Source organism: uncultured Brachyspira sp. (assembly GCF_910588665.1).
Classification (GTDB): Bacteria; Spirochaetota; Brachyspiria; order Brachyspirales; family Brachyspiraceae; genus Brachyspira.
Window position 1 is genome coordinate 36730 of sequence record NZ_CAJUPR010000005.1, and the last position, 20850, is coordinate 57579.

Annotated in this window: 19 protein-coding genes and 1 tRNA gene; 11 read left to right on the forward strand and 9 right to left on the reverse strand. The window is 27.4% G+C overall.

What is annotated here, in order from left to right:
- Nucleotides 1–7: 7 nt before the first annotated feature.
- Nucleotides 8–1558, forward strand: a complete 1551-nt coding sequence (locus QZ306_RS04865) for a peptide ABC transporter substrate-binding protein (protein WP_295161734.1) — start codon at nt 8–10, stop codon at nt 1556–1558.
- A 410-nt stretch (nt 1559–1968) separates the two neighbouring features.
- Entirely contained in the window at nt 1969–2358 is a 390-nt protein-coding gene (locus tag QZ306_RS04870; protein ID WP_295161736.1) for a hypothetical protein, read from the forward strand.
- A gap of 111 nt (nt 2359–2469) precedes the next feature.
- Here the strand turns inward: QZ306_RS04870 and QZ306_RS04875 are convergent, their stop codons facing one another.
- The 5 genes from QZ306_RS04875 to QZ306_RS04895 all read right to left on the reverse strand — a co-directional run bounded on the left by QZ306_RS04875 (nt 2470) and on the right by QZ306_RS04895 (nt 7545).
- Nucleotides 2470–2628: a hypothetical protein gene (locus tag QZ306_RS04875; RefSeq protein WP_295161738.1), complete on the reverse strand. Its 159-nt coding sequence runs from the start codon at nt 2626–2628 to the stop codon at nt 2470–2472.
- A 65-nt stretch (nt 2629–2693) separates the two neighbouring features.
- Nucleotides 2694–3872: a hypothetical protein gene (locus tag QZ306_RS04880; RefSeq protein WP_295161740.1), complete on the reverse strand. Its 1179-nt coding sequence runs from the start codon at nt 3870–3872 to the stop codon at nt 2694–2696.
- Between the two features lie 94 nt (nt 3873–3966).
- Nucleotides 3967–5073, reverse strand: a complete 1107-nt coding sequence (gene rsgA / locus QZ306_RS04885; protein WP_295161742.1) for a ribosome small subunit-dependent GTPase A — start codon at nt 5071–5073, stop codon at nt 3967–3969.
- Between the two features lie 179 nt (nt 5074–5252).
- Nucleotides 5253–7190 carry a heavy metal translocating P-type ATPase gene (locus tag QZ306_RS04890; protein WP_295161744.1) on the reverse strand — a complete coding sequence of 646 codons (1938 nt, stop codon included), beginning with the start codon at nt 7188–7190 and terminating at the stop codon, nt 5253–5255.
- Complete coding sequence (locus QZ306_RS04895) at nt 7177–7545, reverse strand: metalloregulator ArsR/SmtB family transcription factor (RefSeq protein ID WP_295161746.1); 369 nt, start codon at nt 7543–7545, stop codon at nt 7177–7179. Before QZ306_RS04895 ends, QZ306_RS04890 begins: the two co-directional genes overlap by 14 nt.
- 230 nt (nt 7546–7775) lie before the next feature.
- On the opposite strand from QZ306_RS04895, the gene QZ306_RS04900 reads away from it, so the two are divergent.
- From QZ306_RS04900 to QZ306_RS04930, 7 genes are all read left to right on the forward strand, one after another.
- Nucleotides 7776–9758: a DUF4954 family protein gene (locus QZ306_RS04900; RefSeq protein ID WP_295161748.1), complete on the forward strand. Its 1983-nt coding sequence runs from the start codon at nt 7776–7778 to the stop codon at nt 9756–9758.
- 25 nt (nt 9759–9783) lie between these two features.
- On the forward strand, nt 9784–10653 hold the full coding sequence (locus tag QZ306_RS04905; RefSeq protein WP_295161750.1) for a 50S ribosomal protein L11 methyltransferase: 870 nt from the start codon (nt 9784–9786) through the stop codon (nt 10651–10653).
- Between the two features lie 57 nt (nt 10654–10710).
- Nucleotides 10711–12009, forward strand: a complete 1299-nt coding sequence (locus QZ306_RS04910; RefSeq protein ID WP_295161752.1) for a glutamate-5-semialdehyde dehydrogenase — start codon at nt 10711–10713, stop codon at nt 12007–12009.
- 74 nt (nt 12010–12083) lie between these two features.
- Nucleotides 12084–12860 carry a TM2 domain-containing protein gene (locus QZ306_RS04915; RefSeq protein WP_295161754.1) on the forward strand — a complete coding sequence of 259 codons (777 nt, stop codon included), beginning with the start codon at nt 12084–12086 and terminating at the stop codon, nt 12858–12860.
- 25 nt (nt 12861–12885) lie between these two features.
- Entirely contained in the window at nt 12886–13098 is a 213-nt protein-coding gene (locus tag QZ306_RS04920; RefSeq protein WP_295161756.1) for a hypothetical protein, read from the forward strand.
- A 138-nt stretch (nt 13099–13236) separates the two neighbouring features.
- Nucleotides 13237–13548: a phasin family protein gene (locus QZ306_RS04925; protein ID WP_295161757.1), complete on the forward strand. Its 312-nt coding sequence runs from the start codon at nt 13237–13239 to the stop codon at nt 13546–13548.
- Between the two features lie 76 nt (nt 13549–13624).
- Nucleotides 13625–15301, forward strand: a complete 1677-nt coding sequence (locus QZ306_RS04930; RefSeq protein ID WP_295161758.1) for an AarF/ABC1/UbiB kinase family protein — start codon at nt 13625–13627, stop codon at nt 15299–15301.
- Nucleotides 15302–15326: 25 nt separating this feature from the next.
- On the opposite strand, the gene QZ306_RS04935 is transcribed toward QZ306_RS04930, so the two are convergent.
- Nucleotides 15327–15399 (reverse strand) — tRNA-Asn (locus QZ306_RS04935).
- Nucleotides 15400–15464: 65 nt separating this feature from the next.
- On the reverse strand, nt 15465–15995 hold the full coding sequence (locus QZ306_RS04940; RefSeq protein ID WP_295161760.1) for a hypothetical protein: 531 nt from the start codon (nt 15993–15995) through the stop codon (nt 15465–15467).
- A 169-nt stretch (nt 15996–16164) separates the two neighbouring features.
- Here QZ306_RS04940 and QZ306_RS04945 point away from each other — a divergent pair, with 169 nt between their 5' ends.
- Nucleotides 16165–16953, forward strand: coding sequence for a DUF4912 domain-containing protein (locus QZ306_RS04945; RefSeq protein ID WP_295161762.1), 789 nt, complete (start codon nt 16165–16167; stop codon nt 16951–16953).
- A 58-nt stretch (nt 16954–17011) separates the two neighbouring features.
- Here QZ306_RS04945 and ispH read toward each other — a convergent pair whose 3' ends face one another.
- A complete protein-coding gene (ispH, locus tag QZ306_RS04950; RefSeq protein ID WP_295161764.1) occupies nt 17012–18748 on the reverse strand; it encodes a 4-hydroxy-3-methylbut-2-enyl diphosphate reductase in 1737 nt (578 codons plus the stop codon).
- A 25-nt stretch (nt 18749–18773) separates the two neighbouring features.
- Nucleotides 18774–18965, reverse strand: a complete 192-nt coding sequence (gene rpmB, locus QZ306_RS04955) for a 50S ribosomal protein L28 (RefSeq protein ID WP_295161766.1) — start codon at nt 18963–18965, stop codon at nt 18774–18776.
- Nucleotides 18966–19168: 203 nt separating this feature from the next.
- Here rpmB and gltA point away from each other — a divergent pair, with 203 nt between their 5' ends.
- Nucleotides 19169–20569: an NADPH-dependent glutamate synthase gene (gene gltA, locus QZ306_RS04960; protein WP_295161768.1), complete on the forward strand. Its 1401-nt coding sequence runs from the start codon at nt 19169–19171 to the stop codon at nt 20567–20569.
- The last annotated feature ends 281 nt before the right edge of the window (nt 20570–20850 follow it).

The following is a 20850-nucleotide window of genomic DNA, read 5'->3' on the forward strand; positions in this document are numbered from 1 at the left end:
AGATATAATGAAAAAACCTAAAATATATAAATATTTTTCATTACAGATCAATATAGGCCAGGAACCGCATACTATGGATCCTAGCGTAAATATAACTTCAGATAATTTAATATACTTAAATCATATATTTGAAGGATTAGTAAGAAAAGATAAAAACGGTAAAATTATACCTGCAGCCGCAAAAAGCTGGAATGTAAGCGAGAACGGACTTGTATATACATTTTATCTTAGGGATAATGCTTATTGGAGCGACGGCAAGAAAGTCTCAGCTGATGATTTTGTATATTCGTTCAGAAGACTCTTTGATAAAAATACGGAAAGTAAATTTGCATATCAGAATAATATTATAAAAAATTCCAATAAAATTATGAATGGAGAAATGGCCCCTGAATATTTAGGTATAAAAGCTGTAGACAATCATACATTGGAAATCATTTTAGAAATACCTGCTGCATATTTTTTAGAGATATTAACACACCCTACTTTTTATCCGTTAAGAGAGGATATAATACAATCATATAAAAATAATTGGACAGACAGCCCGAAAACTTTTATAGGAAACGGAGCTTTTAAAGTTGTTGAAAGAAAAATAAATGAGTTTATTATTATGGAAAAAAATGAATTCTATTGGAATATAAAAGAAATTATACCAAGCAGATTAGAGTTCATATTAAAAAATGATCCTCAGTATTCTCTGAATAATGTAAAAAAAGGATTAATGCATTTATCTAGAAACTTTCCTATAAAAGATATAAACTCTCTGCAGAAATCGGGATACATAAAAAATATACCAAGAATAGCCGTATATTTCTATTTTATAAATACTACAAACAGTGCATTATCTGATGCAAATGTAAGGAAAGCATTATCTATTGTAATTGATAGAAACCATATAGTTGAAAATATAACTAAAAACGGAGAAAGACCAGCAGCCGCTTTGGTGCCTTACGGCATACCAAGTTTTTTCGGAGATTTTAGAAAAAATGGAGGAGATTATATAGATATAAGCATAAGCGGATATGAAGATAATATAAAAAAGGCAAAAAAACTTATGATGCTGGCGGGATATCCTAACGGCAGCGGATTTCCTACATTAACTTTCAAAACTACATACGGTAATCATAAATATATATTTGAAGCTGTTCAAAAAATGTGGAAAGAAAATTTAGGTATCAATACGGTTTTGGAGGAGCTTGAATTATCCGATTTATTTAATAATAGATTTGACAAAAATTTCGATATTGCAAGCGGCGGCTGGAATGGGGATTTTAATGACCCTATAAATTTTCTGTCAATATTTTTAAGTTCTTCTCCCAATAATAACAGTATTTACAGTAATGTAAGATACGACGATTTAATAAAAACAGCAAATTTAATTACAAACTCTTCTCATAGAATGATGACTATGCATAAAGCCGAAGAATTATTAATAGATGATATGGCGATAATACCAATATACTTTTCAAATGAACCTATATTAGTATCACCTAAATTAAAAGGAGTTATGTATGACTCTATGGGACAGCATAGTTTTGCAGAAGCTTATTTGGAAGATTAATATATAAAAAGCTTTTGTCAAAGAAAATAAAAGTCTTTATACAATAGTTAGTTTATGAGAGTTTTTTTAATTAATTATTTTCTTTTTATTTTAATTTTTTCAAATCTGCCGCTTGACTTCCTGACAAAAATATTTTATTTATAAATATAAAAACTAATGGAAGAGCAGAAAATTTGTCAACCTCTCCTGCCGTTTTTTGTTTATCAAATTACAATGATGGAGAAGGCCATCCATCCCGCTAGTTTTTATTTTTTTAATTCTATCTATATTTTCCTGTTTTTAATATATTTTTAAAAAACCTGAAAATTATTATTGAAAATGCTAAATATTTTTACTAAACTATAATATACTTGACACATTTCTATTTTATATATAGAGTATACGCTATTTTATATTAAAGGATTATTAAGATGAAAGGACGTGATGCTTTTTCATATGTATACCATTTATTAAATATAAACGGATATTTAAAAAATATAAACCATAATAAAGCCAAAGCTATTAAAGCAAATAAAATATTATTTTTTGCTGAATTGTATCATAGATATTTTTTTAAAGAACCAATGATTACAGATATTAGTTTTAAAATATTACCTTATGGTCCTGCTTTAAATAAAGAAGATATAGACTGGGAAAATGCAGAAACTAATTATAACTTTTTAAGAAAAGATGAAAAAGAAACTATAAAAGTATGTATGAAAGAATGGCTGTGTCAAATGTATCCTGAAGATTTAGTAGAAATATCACATGGCGAGAATCAAAGAATATCTTTATTATCTTGTATTTTTACTATTTTCTGATATTATTTATTTTTTCTTAACTTATTATAAAAAATATATTAAACTGCAGCTGTATTAAAGCTAGTGCGAACTGCAGAAAATCAGCCTCCCTACCGTTATATTTAGTGTTTACTAAATTGATATGATGGATGGACTCGGAATATCCGATGCGCATCCTCCCATTCTAGCTTTTTTATGTTTATTCTCTTTTCCAGTCCTAGCCTTATTATCAATTATATGATAATTTATTATTTCATAACTTTCTTTCTCATCAGATAATTCTAAAAGCACTATGTCGCTATGTTTATCATCTGTTCTTGATATAAAATTATGATATGCTTTTTTTAAGTATTACATTAAATACACTGTACAATTAATGGAGGCATTATAAAACATACTATAAAAGCCCATATACCATAAACATAAATATAGAGCATAGATTTTGTATCTCCGATAGTAATTTCTTTTATATCTGGAATATTATCAGTTTTTTTAAATACTATTAATACTGACTTTATATTAAAAAAAGTTATAAAAATTAAATTACCAAGCATTATTAAATTTGTGCCTATTAATGTTATTTTATTCGGACTAATACCGTATTCTATTAATCTATATAAAGAGGAAGTTAATACTAATACATCAAATAATATAGTAATTATAGGAAGTACAATATATAATGCTTTTGTGAATATACCTGATTTATAATCAGCTCTTACAAAAAGCAGATTTAACACAATTATTGCAAGCATAATATTATAAAGCATAAAAACAACTCTATTATTATAAGGTCTTATATCAGGCATTAAAAGAAAAATCAAAAGTATAAATATAAATAATAAACTAAAAGGCATTAATATTCTTGATAAGTATATAGAAATATTAGTTTTTATTTTTTTATAAATTATATATACCAAAAAAGGAAATAATGCGCTGATAAAAGAACAAACTGTTATTATCAATTTTAATATAATTTCCTGATATGCATAATCTATATGTATAAAAAACATAACTATTGCTATAAATATTACAAATATTACTGAAAGTAAAAAAACTATTAAACCTGAAAATATTAATATATCTGCAAAAAAAGTAAAAAACTCTGAAATACTTTTAGAATTAATTACTTCAAAACCATTATATGATAAAGCCATTATTATAAAAAATATTAAAGCAGAAAATACATATTTAATAATATAAATTTGCATATTTGGATTGTGCATAGAAAAAATACTTGTAAGAAAATCAGTGCTTAAACTAACAATAAATATAAAAGTAAATAATAAAAATATTATTAGTATATTTTTTAAATTAAAATTTTTATTTATATAAAATATTAAACTTAAAGAAAAAAAATAAAATATATTAGAATACGAAAAAAATATATTTCTGAATATAAAAGCATCTTTATTAGATATGATAAAAATACTAACAGAAATAGTAAAAGAAGAAATAATTCCTAAAAATATAATTATTAGATTTGATATTAAATTATTTTCTAATATACTGCCTATTTTATTATTAATTTCTTTCATAAATATCCTGAAAATATAAAATATTGAAGTTCATTATACATTAACAAAATATAAAATCAATGATTATAATTTTTATTACTGCCGTTTATAGCTTTTAAAATTTCTTATTTTTAGCATTCGATTTATTATAAATATTGCCATACTTCGTAATTTTTTTTAAAGCTATTTTTCTGTCTTTTTTTATTTCTATAGAAGATTTCTGTAATTCTCTATTTTCATTAAAAAGAGTTATATAAGCATCGTATCTTTCATAAGATATTTCATCATTTTCAAGCAGCTCCAATATACGGCAGTCAGGCTCATGCTGATGCGTACAGTCTTTAAACTTACATTTTTTAGCAAACTCTTCCAAATCTTCAAAAGTTTTCTTTATGCCTTTATCATCTTCCCAAAGTCCAAGATTTCTTAAACCAGGTGTATCTATTACTACCCCGCCGCTGTCTAATACTAAAAGTTCTCTATGAGTTGTTGTATGCATTCCCTTAAAATCATATTCTCTTACTTCTTTAGTTTTCATTTTTTCATCTTTAAGAAGATAATTAATAATAGTGGATTTTCCTGCTCCTGAAGCTCCTATAAATACAGACGAAGTATTTTTTTTTATATATTTAAGAAAAGTATCTGTATTTTTTCCAGTTCTAGAACTGTATGCAAAAGCTGTTTCATTCGGATAAGTTTCTTTTATTAAAGAAAGAAATTCTTTGTATTCTTCATCTTTATACAAATCAATTTTACTTACGGCAATTATAGGCTTTATATGAGAAGTATGTACTATTGATAAATATCTTGCTATAGCCGACATCGGCATTTCATTATCAATACCCACTATAATAAAAGCATAATCAATATTGCTTACTATAGCCTGAATATCATTTTTTTTAATATTGGCTTTTCTGTATAAAATATTTTTTCTAGTTAGAACAGTATCAATAAAAGCATTATTATCAGACTTCTTCATTAATACCCAGTCGCCTACCGCAGGAAGCTCGCTTTTAACTTCTGAATTATATCTTATTTTTCCTTTAATTCTGGCTAAAAACTCTCCGTCATCAGAAAAAAGCGTATAGTATCTTTTATTAATTCTTATAACTCTTGCAGGCACAAGTTTTTCCGTATTAATATCTTCCAAAGAATTAATATTTAAACTTTCAAGCGTCAATTTTTCAAAATATTCATCAAAGCCTATATCTTTTATTTTCAATATTTATAATCCCAAAATAAAATATCATAATTATATAATACAGAATATAAAAATATTTGTCAATTTATTTAAATATTTTGAAGGCTTGATTTTTTAATTTTAAAACAAGCGGTATTAAATTAATATCAAACAAAAACAGAGATGCATATATAAAACATACATCTCTATATAATTTATAATCAATGCCCGCAGCTGCAGTCAGTAACTTTTATACTGCAGGTTTTAGTATCTATATTATAATTATCATCTTTTTCGCCTAAAGGATATAAAAGCCTCAAAGCATTTAACACTACTATTAAAGTAACGCCTGTATCTGCAAAAATGGCAAGCCACATAGAAACAAGCCCTAAGCCTCCTAAAATAATAGCAGCAAATTTTACAGCCAATGATAATATAATATTTTGTAAAACCACTGTATGATTTTTTTTAGCAAGTTTAATTAAGGCTGCAACTTTAGAAGGCTTATCATCCATAATAACCACATCGGCATTCTCTATGGCAGCATCGGAACCCAGACCTCCCATAGCTATGCCTATATCGGCAGCAGCTAGAGAAGGAGCATCATTAATACCGTCGCCTACAAATATTGAAGCTTTAGAATCTTCCATCATATTTTTTAATGCGCTTACTTTATCTTCAGGCAAACAGCTTCCTTCAAATGATTTTATATTCATCTCTTTTGCAAATGCCTCTACTCTGTCAGTATTATCTCCGCTTATCAATGCAGTTTTTATATTCATAGAGTTTAATAATTCAACAGCCTCTTTGGCATCATCTTTAATACTGTCATCAATAAAAAAACCTCCCGCATATTGAGAATCTACTGCTATATGAACATTTATATTTTCTTTAATTTCTGATATTTCAATATTATTGTGCTTTAGCAAATCAAGACCTCCTATCAATATATTTTTATTATCAGCTATTGATGAAGCACCTTTTCCGCTTATATCCTTATGACTTGAAATCAGGCTGTCATTTATTATTCCGTTATTATGATTTTTATAATGCTGCAATATTGACACTGCTATTGGGTGAGAAGAACCTTTTTCTGCATAGGCGGCATATTTAAGCAGAGTATCATTATCGTATATGCCTGTATTATATATATCTCTTATAGAAAACTCGCCCTTTGTAAGTGTTCCAGTTTTATCAAAAATAACTTTATCAGTCTTAGCAAGCAAATCTAAAAATATTCCGCCTTTAACCATTATTCCGAACTTTGAAGCTCTTCCTATAGAAGAAAAATATGTTAAAGGAATTCCAACCATAAAAGCGCATGGACAGGATACTACCAATAAAGTTAAAGAGCGCTGAAACCAATCATTGAAAAACTCTCTGCCGTATATTAATACTGGTATAACAGTAAGTAAAACTGCACTGAATACAACTATAGGAGTATAAATACCTGCAAACTTACTTATAAACTGCTCAATATTTGCCTTTCTGCTTTGAGAATCCTGAACTAATTTTAAAATTTTAGCTATAGATGATTCTCCGTAATCTCTTATAACTTTTGCCTTAATAGTATTATCTCCGTTTATAGTTCCAGCTAAAATTTCATCATTAATTTTAACGTTAACAGGCATACTCTCACCCGTTAAAGCTTTAGTATCAATCCAGCTTTCTCCTTCATATATAACAGAATCAAGAGGTATTTTTTCAAAAGGATTAATTATTATATTATCATTAATATGAACCTCAGATATATCTAATGTCTCAATATTTCCGTTTTCTCTTATAATATTTGCGTAATCGGGTCTTATAGCCATTAAAGCCGCTATTGTGCGTTTTGATTTATCAACAGCCATATCTTCAAAATACTCACCCACCCTGTAAAATATGAGAACTGCTAAAGCTTCAGGAAATTCATGAAGTATAATAGCTCCTACAGTAGCAATACTCATAAGGAAACTTTCCCGCATGAACTTTCCCTTAATAAAATCTAAAGCTGCATTTTTAAATACATCTCTGCCTAAAATAATATACGGTATAAAGAAAATTATATATTCCGCAGCACCATGTATAGTTTTATGCAAAGTATATAATAATATTAATACTATAATACCTAATAAAATTTCTGATAAAAATAAAAGTCTTTCTTTATTCTTTAACATGCTCATACCCCCAAGTATAAATTTTTTCTATATGCTGATCATCTAGTCTGTAAAAAACATGAAGCCCAACTTTTCTTTTTTTTACTACTCTAGCCTGCCAAAGCATCTTTAAATGCTGGGAAACTGAAGGCTGCTTCATATTAAGCAAAGATGATAATTCATGCACGCATAATTCTTTCTCGCTCAATGCTGATATGATTTTAAGTCTTGTAGAATCCGAAAATACGGAAAAAAATCCTGCTAAAAGAGAAAACTCTTCATCATCAGGAAGTTTCGGAATAAATGAAGATATGCCTGTATATGTTATACCCGCTTCGCAGTCATCATCATCATTTACAATATCTTCTCTTTTCATTTTACGCTCCTTTATATAAGTATATTATTATATTATAATATACTTATATAATAATTAAGTCAATAGCAAAAAACAATTTTATAAAATTATTAATAAATAACTATGGATAAAAAAGAATAGCAAATTATTTATTTTTAATATATAATATTTAATGTTTTTCATTTTTTAACGAATTTTCAAATTTTACAAAAAATTACAAAGCAGGCATAATAATTAAAGGATTTTTAGATATGTACATTTTTAAAAAACAAGATAAAGATTTCAGGAATCTTACTAATGAAGAAATAAACTTTCTGAAATCTCAGGGCTGTTCTTCTCAGTCTTGGGAAAAAATATTCATAAAAAATGTTGATTTAAGCAGAATAAAAGATGTTCAGTTTCATGGCAAAATAAAAATCAATGATCTTAACGGTGCTGTAAAATATCATAAAAAATTAAAATTACTCGCTTCAATAAACAGGGCATCTTTAATAGATGTATTTATAAACGGAAATGTATATATAAATAATGTAGGAAGATTTATATCAAATTATAAAATAGAAAAAGGCGTTATAATAGAAAATGCAGGATCAATATGCATGGAAGGTAAAAGCAGCTTCGGCAACGGAGTGGAAACTTCGCCTATTATTGAAGGCGGAGGAAGAAGCGTAAAAATATTTAACAGGCTTAATTCTCATATAGCATATTTAACTGCAATATACAGACATAAAAAATTAATGCGTAAAAAAATTAATTCTATTATAGACGATTATACAAATCAGAAAACAAGAAAGTTCGGAAAAATTAAAAAGTATGCAAAAATAATAAATGCAAGGCTTATAAAAAATTCTTTAATAGATCCTTATGCCACTATAGAAAATACAGATGAAATTAACAACACAACTGTAATAAGCACAAAAGAATGTCCTTCATATATAGGAACTTCAGTTATATTAAAAGATTCTATTGTTCTTAAAGGCGCTCATATAGTAGATGGTACACTAATTAAAAAAGCTTTTATAGGAGAAGGTGTAAAACTAGGAAGACAGTTTTCATGCGAGGATTCGCTTTTATTTGCAAACTGCGAAGGAGAACATGGAGAAATGTTTTCAATATTTGCAGGACCTTATACGGTTACGCATCATAAAGCAACCCTTTTAATAGCAAGCTATTTTTCATTTTTCAATGCAGGAAGTGCTACAAATCAAAGCAATCATATGTATAAATTAGGACCTTATCATCATGGTTTCATGGAAAGAGGATGCAAAACTGGGAGCAATTCATATATTATATGGCCTTCTCGCATAGGAGCTTTTTCAACTGTAATAGGAGCTCACTATGATAATGTAGACACTTCTGATTTTCCTTTTTCTTATATAACAGAACATGGGTATCATCAGACAAGACTTATACCCGCTTTAAATTTATTCGGAGTGGGACTTTCAAGAGATGAAAATAAATGGAGAGAAAGAGACAGAAGAAAAGGAAACAAAAAAGATTTAATAATATTTGATGTATTTAGTCCGTATACTGTATCAAAGATGATTAATTCAGAATCTATTTTGGAAAATATAAAAAAAGAAAATCATAATGATAATAATGATTTTTTAACATACAAAAATATGATAATAAAAAAATCTTCTTTAGATAAATATTCTAAAAGATATTCTATAGCAATAGATTTATACCTGCATAATAAAATACTTTCATATATTAATAATTCAGAAAGCATAGAGAAAATAATATTAAATTTACAATACAATAAAAATAATTTCTTTGAAAAATGGATTGATATAGGCGGACTTATATGTGCAAAACAAAGAGCAGACAATATTATTAAAGACTTAGAAAATAATAAAATAAACAATATAAAAACTTTGGTAGAAGAGTTTGAAAAATTATACCATATATATTCGGAAGATGAAAAATCATGGGTAATAAATACTGTAAAATCAAGATATAATATAAAAGATATAAATAAAGACATAATAAAAAAATTATTAGACAGGCATAAATTATTATTAGAAGAAACATACAATATATTTTATAAAGATATTCAAAAAGAATATGATATATCAAAAATGATAAGCTTCGGAATAGATGATAAAACTATTATGGAAAAAGATTTTGAATCTGTAAGGGGAAATGTTAATGACAATGCATTTGTTATTAAATACAGAAAAGATATGGAAAATAAAATAAATGATATTAATAATATTATAAATATATTATAATATAGTAAAAATACCCGGAGTTATTATGATTATATATTCATTATCTATAAAGCTAAAAAGAGGATTTGAAGATATAATAGAAGCTGTAATAGAAAACGGAAAATTAAATATATTGGGTTTTAATACAGAGTTTTCAGCCGAAGACAGCAATACTGCCTTAGTAAATATATATAATGATAATGAAGATATATTAAAAAACAATCTCACTATAATAGAAGGATATATTAAAGATATTGCAGACTACAGTATTTACATAAAAGAGTTAAAATCTGAAGAATATTTAACTTCATATACAGATTTTTTAAAGCCTTTTGATATCGGAGATATTACTATAGTACCTAATCTGAAAGAATCTTATAATGAAAAAAATAAAAATCCGCTTTATATAGCAAAACAATATGCATTCGGTACAGGAACGCATGAAAGCACATCGCTAGCACTTGAAATGATTAAAGAATATGCAGTAAATAATGACATAACATCTAAACATATTGCCGACATAGGATGCGGAAGCGGTATATTATCGCTTTTTTCATATAAGATAGGAGCAGTAAATATTACCTCTATAGATATAGACAATGATGCCGTTAATTGTACGCTTGATAATGCATCATACAATAATATAAAAATAGATAATGTTATGACGGCAGGAGCAAAAGATTTAATTAATATGGGGTTAAAATTTGATTTAGTTATTGCCAATATAGAAACCGACATATTAGTAGAAATACTTCCAAGCTTAAGTGAATTATTAAAATCAAATTCTGTACTGATATTGTCTGGCATACTTCTGGAAAAAGAATCATTTATGAAAGATGCCGTAAGAGAAAATAATCTTAGTATTGTTTTAAGAAAATCAAAAAATGACTGGGTATCTTTAATGCTTAATAATTGATTATATTTTTATAATATGTATAATATAGTATATATTAATAGAATAGGAAATCAAATTATGCAATTAACAGATTTAGTAAAAAATGCTAAGAAAGCCGCTTATAAATTACAATCAATTAACAGCGATATAAAAAATAATGCTTTAATTGAAATAGCAAAAAAAATAGAAGAAAATAAAGATAAAATATTTGAAGAAAATAAAAAAGACTTAGAATATGCTGAAAAACTTCTTTATGAGAATAAAATTTCAAAATCTATATTTAACAGATTAAAGCTAGATGAAAATAAATTAACGGATATTATTTCGGGCATAAAAGATGTAGCAAAACTTGAAGATCCTATTAATAAAACATTATTAGAAACTGAAATTGATGATAATTTAATATTAAAAAAAATATCATGTCCTATAGGACTTATAGCGGTAATATTCGAAGCGCGTCCAGATTGCCTATCTCAAATATCTTCTTTATGTATAAAATCTTCCAATGCCGTTATACTTAAAGGCGGAAGCGAGGGAGAAAACACTAATAAGGCAATATTCAGGATAATAGAAGAAACTTTAAATAATATAAAAGAATTTCCAAAAAACTCCGTCAATTTGGTATTTACAAGAGAAGATATAAAAGAATTATTATCAATGGATAAATATATAGACCTTATAATACCAAGAGGAGGAAATAGTTTAGTACAATATATAAAATCAAATACCAGCATACCCGTATTAGGACATGCCGACGGTATATGTCATCTATATATAGACGAATCTGCCAATCAGGAAAAAGCTTTAAAAATATGCTTGGACTCAAAGGCTCAGTATCCAAGCGCCTGCAATGCCGCAGAAACAATACTTATAAACAAAAATATAGCTTCACAATACCTTCCTAAACTTTATAAGCTATTTAAAGAAAACGGCATAAAAATGAACGGTAATGAAGAAGTTATAAATATACTTAATAAATCTGATATAGAAGAAGTAAAAGAATGGCATTTTGAATACGGAGATAAAGAAGTATCATTAAAAATAGTATCGGATACAGAAGAAGCATACAATCATATAAACAAATACGGCTCTCATCATACAGATTCAATAATATCTGAGAACAAAAAGAATATAGATAAATTTATGACTTATGTTGATTCTGCAAATGTATACTGCAATGCTTCAACAAGATTTTCTGACGGATTCAGATACGGTTTCGGTGCAGAAGTTGGTATTTCAACAAACAAAACGCATGCAAGAGGTCCTGTAGGATTGGAAGGATTAACCATATATAAATACAAAATTTTCGGCAATTATCAGATAGTTGATGATTATGTAAATCATAAGTCTGATTTTAAACATAAAAGGATAAAATAACTATATTTACAATGCCGATTTTAATTAGCTGAGTTTAATTTATAGAAGTAATAAATAATTAAAAAAGGTTCAATATGAAAAAAGAAAGCAGATTGGTAAAAAATAGAATTAAGACTGTAATATGTTCTGCAGTTTCTCTTATTTGCGGAGGAATAGGAATACAAAAATTCTATTTGGGACAGACTAAGAGAGGAATATTATATGTTTTATTCTTCTGGACAGGAATACCTTATTTGCTTTGCATAGCAGATTTATTAAGATTTTCATTTATGAGCGATGAAGCTTTTAATTTGAAATACAATAAAGAATATATGGAAAAATTTTATTGCTGTAAAAACGATGAAAAAGAAGAAAAAGATAATCAAAATATATTTGATGATGCTATAGAAGTTCAATACAGTTATGCATACGATGAAGAAATTAATAGAGTAAGTTTGAATAAAAAAGAAGAGATAAATATTATTGCAAAAGCTTTAGAATATCATAAACTAATAAATGATACCGTTATATATATAAAAAATTATGAGTTTTCATCTTATGTAATACAATTAAATAGTTTATTTAAAGAAATAATAGATAAATCTGCAGATAATTCAGCAGAACTGGATAAAATGCTTGAATATAATATACCTACAGCATTGAAATTAATTAACTCTTATATAGAATTAACATCATCTGCCGTAAATAATAAAAATATAAATAATGTAAAATCAGAAATAAAAGATTCCATACTATCGGTTATAGAGTTTTTAAAATGCATACTTTCAAAAATATATGAAAATAATATTATAGATATTACAAGCGATATTGATGTTCTTAAAACAACATTAAAAAAAGACGGATATGTTTAAATATAAATTATAAGGAGATTATGATATGGACAGCGATTCAGTATATAAAAGAGTTAATATCAATAAAGTTATAAAAAATATTCAAAAAAATAACGCCGATATAACAGAAAGCAAAGCGGAGGATATGGCATATTTTATGATAAAAGAACTTAATAAAAAAGTTGCCTCTATGGTAAATGATTTTGAAAACGGAGAAGGAGATTTTATGGCATGCTATTTTAATGCTGCCGATAAATAATAATTAATTTTTTTTATTATTTATATTTTTATATGGTTATATATAGTATGATTATATTTTATAAAAGTAAATTTTTCTGTATTGACTTTTTATATTTTAGTGATAAAAGTTAATTAATTAAAATTAAAGGAGAGTATTATGGCTTTATCAGAAGATATTAAATCAGGATTTTATGCAGGCATTGGAATGATGCTTAAAGGAAAGGAAAAATTGGAAGAAGCGGCTCGTGAGTTTATTAAAGATAAGAATGTAAGCGCTGAAGAGGGAGAAAAATTTGTAAAGGATATGGTAAACAAAGCGTCTGAAACTAAAGATGAAGTTACTCAGTTTATAGATGAAAGAGTACAGAAGGTAATTGATAAAATTGGATATGTAAGAAAAGAAGAATATGATGCTATGAGAAAAGAGTTAGATGAATTAAAAGAATCTATAAACAAAAATCAGCAATAATAAAATAAGGAGTTTGATATATTATTAAACTCCTTATTTTATATCACAATACATAATTATATCTTCAGGAAACATAATGAATAGCATAAAATCTATAAACAGAGCAGGAGAAATTATATCTATAATAATAGCTTACGGCTTCAGAGATATTATAGCAATAACTCCCATATTAAAAATAATAAAAAATCCTATAGACAAATTCAATATAAAATATAAAGGCGTAGATTTAAGAAAATATACAAGAGCTGAAAGAATAAGAATGGCATGCGAAGATTTGGGCACTACTTTTATAAAACTTGGACAAATAATTTCAAACAGAACAGATATACTTCCGAAAGATGTTATAGCAGAATTAAGCAAGCTTCAAAATCATGTTAAGCCTTTTGATGATAATACTGCAAGATTAATAATAGAAGAAGAGCTCGGAGCTAAAATAGAAGATATTTTTGAATCATTTGAAGCATCTCCTAAAGCCAGTGCATCTATTTCTCAGGTTCATACCGCTGTTTTAAAAAACGGCGAAAAAGTTGCCATAAAAGTAAAAAGACCAGATATAGAAGAAAATATACTTACTGATATAGAGATTATAGTATGGCTGTCAAATATTATAGAAAAATATAATGAAGAATTCGCTTTAATGCAGCCGCAAAAATTAATAAGCGCTTTTAAATCTCAGCTTTTGCAGGAATTAGATTTTAATTTTGAAAAAAACAATACTTTAAAATTTGCAAAATATTTCAAAAATAATAAAAATATAAAAATAGCAAAAGTATATGACGAATACAGCACTAAAAACATATTAACTATGGAATATATAGATGGTATAAAAATATCTGATATATCGCCTGACGATGAAAAATATGATAGAAAAAAACTAGTCTCTATTGGAATAGATGCCGTATTGGAGCAAATTTTTATGCTTGGATTTTTTCATGCTGATCCTCATCCTGGAAATCTAATGGTTTTGGAAAATAATATATTATGTTTTTTAGATTTCGGAATGATAGGATTTATTCCGCCGAACTCAAAAGAAGCTTTTTCCTCTCTTATTATAAGTATAAGCTCCGCAGATTATTTAGATCTTTCTAATGCTATACTGAATCTATGCTATCACAGCGAGATAAATAATATAGATGAATTTAATACGGCAATATTTATTTTAGTAAGCAAATATATTGATATGCCTTTGGATAATATCAATATAGAAGATGTATTCAATGAGCTTATATCTATTATAAAAGAATTCCGTTTAACTTTGCCGAGCAATATTATGCTTTTAATAAAATCTTTAATAGTTCTTGAAGGGGTAGCTAGAAATTTAGATAAAGATGTGAAACTAATAGAACATATTAAACCTTTTGCCTTCAGATATGTTAAAGATCAAATAAAACCTGATAATATATTTAGGCAGTTAAAAAAATTAATATCAGGGTATTCTAATATATTAAAAGAGTTTCCAAGCGATATAGCAGAACTGATTTCAGTGATAAAAAAGGGAAGCATGAAAATTCAGCTTGAACATAAAAATTTAGAATCATTATCTGCCATATTAGACGGTTTAGCCGACAGATTAAGCTATTCTATAGTTTTGGCTTCTTTAATTATGTCCAGTGCCTTAATTATAACAAGTAAAATGCCTCCTTTATTTAAGGGAACATCGGTTATAGGAATGATAGGATTTGCTTTATCTGCAGTAATGGGATTTATTATGATAATAAGCAGATTCATAAAAAATTATGTCAAGAAAAAATAAGCCCCAATAAGGGGCTTTAACAAAGCTCCGAGAACAGGGCTCGAACCTGCGACCCGGTGATTAACAGTCACCTGCTCTACCGACTGAGCTATCTCGGATTATCCTTTAATGTGTAAATATTATAGCATAAATAAAAAAAATGTCAATAGATAATATATATTTTTTATTTATATGAACTAAAATAACTAAGTATTTCATTATATTTAGAAGATTTATTTCCAGATAACGACAAATAAGCATTTAAATAATTATAAACATTTTTTCCGTATTCTTTTTCTTTCTCTTTATCATTTTTATTTACGGCATCATCAAACTTTTTTTTATATATTAATGCAAGTCTGTAATTTGAATTAGGATCCGCTCTCAATTCTAAAGCTTTTTTATATAATTCTATTATTTTATCTTCTTTAAACTCTTTAGACAAATAAGAAGCTCCGTACATATAAATATCTCCTAATATAGGATATGACGGATGCTTTTTTAATTTCTCCATTCCCTTAGAATCTAAAACATTGATATAAGCTTTTAATTTTGTATATGCATTTATACTTCCGTCAAATTCAGATAATGTTCTTGCATATCCAGCAGCTCTGTCTAATTCCTGATCATTGCTAGGAGTTACTGGCACGGTAAAGTCTTCCTGAGAAAATAATAAAGTATTAAAAATAAATAATATAACTATCCTAAGCTTCATTTATTCTCCTATAAAAATTATACTAACAAAATAATATATGTATATTATTTATTATCGTAATAATTAAAATCCTGTAAACTTAAAAAAGTAAAAAAGTGAATTTAATTGTTGACAATAAAAGTATTTATTCTATAATGGTTTATAAAATATAAATTTATGGAGATATTTAATGGCTACTAAAAAAACAGAGAAGGCGGCAGAAAAAACCGTCAAAAAAACTGCTGCTAAAAAAGCCGCTGCTACTAAAAAAGTTGCCGAAAAAAAATCTGACAGCACTCCTAAAAAAGCCGCTGTAAAATCAGCCGCTTCTAAAAAAACGGTTAAGAAAACAGATACAACTAAAAAAGCAGCATCAAAGAAAAAAACTGAAAAAAAAGTCAAAGATACGGAAAAGACAGAAGAAATAAAAAAAGAAGAATACATACCTGATGAAGTTGATATAGTCGGAGAATTATCCGACAGATATAATGAAACAAAATTAATGCTTATGATGTGCGATCCTGAATGGTGTTTTTTCTATTGGGATATATCGGATAATGATATAAATTATCACTCTTTAAAAGGAAAGAGAATATCTGTAAGAATATTCCATGTATTCGGATATGATATTACTAACGGAGAAATTCATAAAGAAATAGAAGTAAATTACATCTATGGCGACAGATATGTAAACTTAGCTATGCCTCATGCATACTTTATAGGCGAGCTTGGTTATTATGATGAAAATAATAGATTTATTGTGCTTGCAAGAAGTAATATGATTTATGCTCCTAGAGATTCTATGAGTAATGTTTATGATGAAGAATGGATGGTTAATGAAGAAATTATTAAGCTTTTAAAATCTCCTAAAGCTTTAAGAGAAAGTTTATCTTCGGCTACAATATTTGAGCTTATAGATTTAAGAAGAAATCACCTTGCCGCTTCTTCTTCATCTTCTCTTTTTATGAAAAAAAATTGAATATTAAGCGGTATTAATAATACTTGTTTTTCTGTTTTTATAATTTTTACTCTATAAATTAAACATTAATTAATGCCGCTAAAAATAATATATAAAGCGGGGAATCTATTAATATAGAAAATAAATGTCTGCTTGTTATAATTCTCTTTTTCATCACAACAAATGAAATTATACTGCTGTACACAATAGGTATAAAATATTTAATTTCTAACGGCAATTTATAAATAAAAATACCTGCAGCTGTAAATAAAGCCAAAATTATAGGTATTATTCCTGTTATAATTGCTAATTTATGAGAATCTATATATGTAGTTAAAGTTACAGCACCTGCTATTTTATCGCTTTGAGAAAATTTTATTTCTATTAAAGCCTGTCTTATAAACATAAATAAAAATACAGAGACAGCTGAAAACAAATATAAAAAAGGCTTATCTTTTAATATATTTCTATGCATAATGAATATTGAACCGTTTAATAATACCGTAACAGCAACCGATATTACTATAGCTTTAAATGGTATAAACTTCTTAAATAATTTAAAGAAAACAGAAGATTCAAATCTGGATTTATTTTCAAAACTTATATTATATCCTATTCCAAGCAGACTTGAAAGTATTGAAAGCATTAATATGCCTGTATTAACTTTATATGCAAAATAAAACATTAATAATGAACTTACAGCTATCAATGACATAAAGAAAATCTTATTTTTCTGATAGAATAAATATCTTCTCTTATCGCTTACTTTTATAGTATAATTACTATACCCATTAGACAAACTCATATACATATAATATAAAGCTATTATAATTCCTATTCTATATTGAAACGGCTGAGATAATATATCATATATGGCATAAGACATAAGAAAAGCGCCGAAAGAAAAAAATATGTATCCGTAATTTAAAAAATCAAATACTTTTGATAATGTTTTATATACAGAACTTGAATATTTATCTTTTATAGTCTGAGCAACATCCTCTATAAGCCAATCGGGAGTTGATGCGCCAGCCATAATTCCTACATTTTTATAATTTGATAAATCAATATTTTCCAAATCTTCTTTATATTCAACATAAAATGCTGGTTTAATGGAAGATGCTATAGAGTATAAATTCCTTGTATTAGAGCTTTCGGATCCTCCTATAACAAGTACAACATCATTTCTTTTTGCTATCTCAAGCACTTCATTTTGTCTCTGTTCTGTAGCTTCGCATATAGTATTTTTAATGATTATTTCAGCATCGGCATATTTATTTTTTATCTGTTCTACAAATTTACTGAATATATCTTTCTGCAAGGTTGTCTGAGCAACTATTAAAGTTTTTTGAGAATCATTCGGAAGTTTATCTAAGTCTATGTCCTTATATACAACATAAACATTATCAGCATATCCGCAAACTCCTATAATTTCAGGGTGCCCGGGATTGCCTATTACTATTACTCTGTATCCGAGTGAGCTATGCTTTTTTACAAGCCCCTGAATCTTTGCCACATATTTGCATGTAAGATTTATTATTTTTTTAGCATGACTTGATAAAACTTCTCTTCTTTTGGGCGAAATTCCATGAGCTCTTACAATAACAGTTTTTCCGTCTAATACCGAAATATCCTCATTATCATCATAAGTTTTCACGCCGATATTTTCAAGCATATCAAGAGTCTGAGGATTATGTATCAAGTGTCCGTCTATATATATTTCATTATCATTTTTAGCAGCCTGAGAAAATGTATTCTCAACAGCATGCTTCACACCATCGCAGAAACCGGCAAATTTACCTATATCTACATTCATTATATTCAGAAACTAAGAATTAATATTATTTAGCTTTAGATACTTTGCTGCCTTTAATGCATTTAGTACAAACTAATGCTTTTTTTACAGAACCGTTTAACTCTATTCTTATGTTTTGTAAATTAGCATTAAAAGATCGTTTAGTTTTTATATTAGAATGGCTTACATTATGACCGTTTTGCTTGCCTTTTCCGCATATTTCACATACTCTTGCCATTTTTTCCTCCAAGAAAATGATTATATTTTATAATAACTATTCAAATAATTATATTATAAAAAATAATTCTAGTCAATAGATTATAAATGATTTTAAATCAATTATTATGAATATAAAATTATCATTGATAATATTTAAAATTAGAGTATAATAATTTTAATTTAATAAATTAAGTAAAAAATACCTGAAAATAGGAGATATATATGCCGCCAAGATCAAAATTGGGTGAAATACCTAGACAGGAAATGCCAACTAGAAGCGCCGAAGAACGCAGAAATGATTTTAAAGAAGTTCCTCTTGGCTATACCGAAGAGCAGGCGTATTTGGAATCTTTAAGATGCTTAGATTGCAAAGTGCCGCATTGTATGGAAGGCTGTCCTGCTAAAGTAAAGATACCTGACTTCATACAGCTTATAGCAGAAAAGAAATTTTTAGAAGCGGCTAAAAAAATTAAGGAAACCAATGCCTTACCCGCAGCCTGCGGAAGGGTATGTCCTCAGGAAGAGCAATGCGAAAAGAGATGCATAGTCGGTAAAAAATTTGAACCTGTTGCTATAGGAAAATTGGAAATGTTTGTTGCAGACTATGAGAGAAAATATGCCGAACATAAAGAATTAAAAGTTGCAAAAAACGGAAAAAAGGTATGTATAGTAGGAGCAGGTCCTGCAGGCTTAGCTTGTGCGGGAGATTTAATAAAATTAGGATATGATGTTACTGTACTTGAAGCTTTGCATACAATAGGCGGAGTATTAATGTACGGAATTCCTGAATTCAGACTCCCTAAAGAATTGGTAGCTTATGAGGTTGAAAATTTAAAAAAAGACGGCGTAAAGTTTAAAATTAATGAAGTTGCAGGCATATCATTAAATTTTCAAGAGCTTAGAAAAGAATATGATGCGGTATTTTTAGGAACAGGAGCTGGACTGCCTGCATTCTTAAATATAAATGGGGAGCATTTATGCGGAGTTTATTCTGCAAATGAATATTTAACAAGAGTTAATTTAATGGGTGCTTATAAATTTCCTGAAGTTGATACCCCAGTTATAAGACATAAAAGAGTTGCTGTATTAGGCGGAGGAAATGTCGCTATGGACGCCTGCAGAACTGCCGTAAGGTTAGGCGCTGAAAAAGTATATATAGTTTACAGAAGAACCGAAAATGAACTTCCAGCAAGATTGGAAGAAATACATCATGCTATGGAAGAAGGCGTTGATTTCAGATTTTTAAGAGCACCTATTGAAATTTTAGGCAATGAAAATGATAATGTCAAAGCTATAAGAACTCAGGTAATGGAGCTTGGAGAAGCTGATTCAGACGGAAGAAGAAAACCAATTCCTGTAAAAGATAAAACTGAAGATATAGAAGCTGATGCTGTTATAGTTGCCATAGGAACTACTCCCAATCCGCTTATCGCAAAAAAAGTGCCTGAATTAAAAACTATAAAAAAGGGTACTTATGCTATAAATGATGAAACAGGGGCTACTTCTATGGAGGGCGTATTCGCAGGAGGAGATGCGGTAAGAGGAGCCGCTACCGTTATTCTAGCTATAGGAGACGGTAAAAAAGCAGCCGCAGGAATAGATAAATATTTATCTAGTAAATAATTTATTACTTTAATAATTAATTAAATAATATAAGGTCTTTAATCTTTTTTTTTAATTAATTTAAAAAAATTATCTTAAATTACTGCTGTTTTTTATGTTTTATAAAAAGTAAAAAAATATAAAAGTTGTTGACTTTTATACCGTTAATAATATAGTTAACATAACTGTATTATTTTTTATAATAAAATTTAATTATATTTTTTCTTATTTTAATAATTATGGTTTTATTTATTTAAATCCATAAAATATATTTTATGAAAATTGGGAGGATTAATCTGATT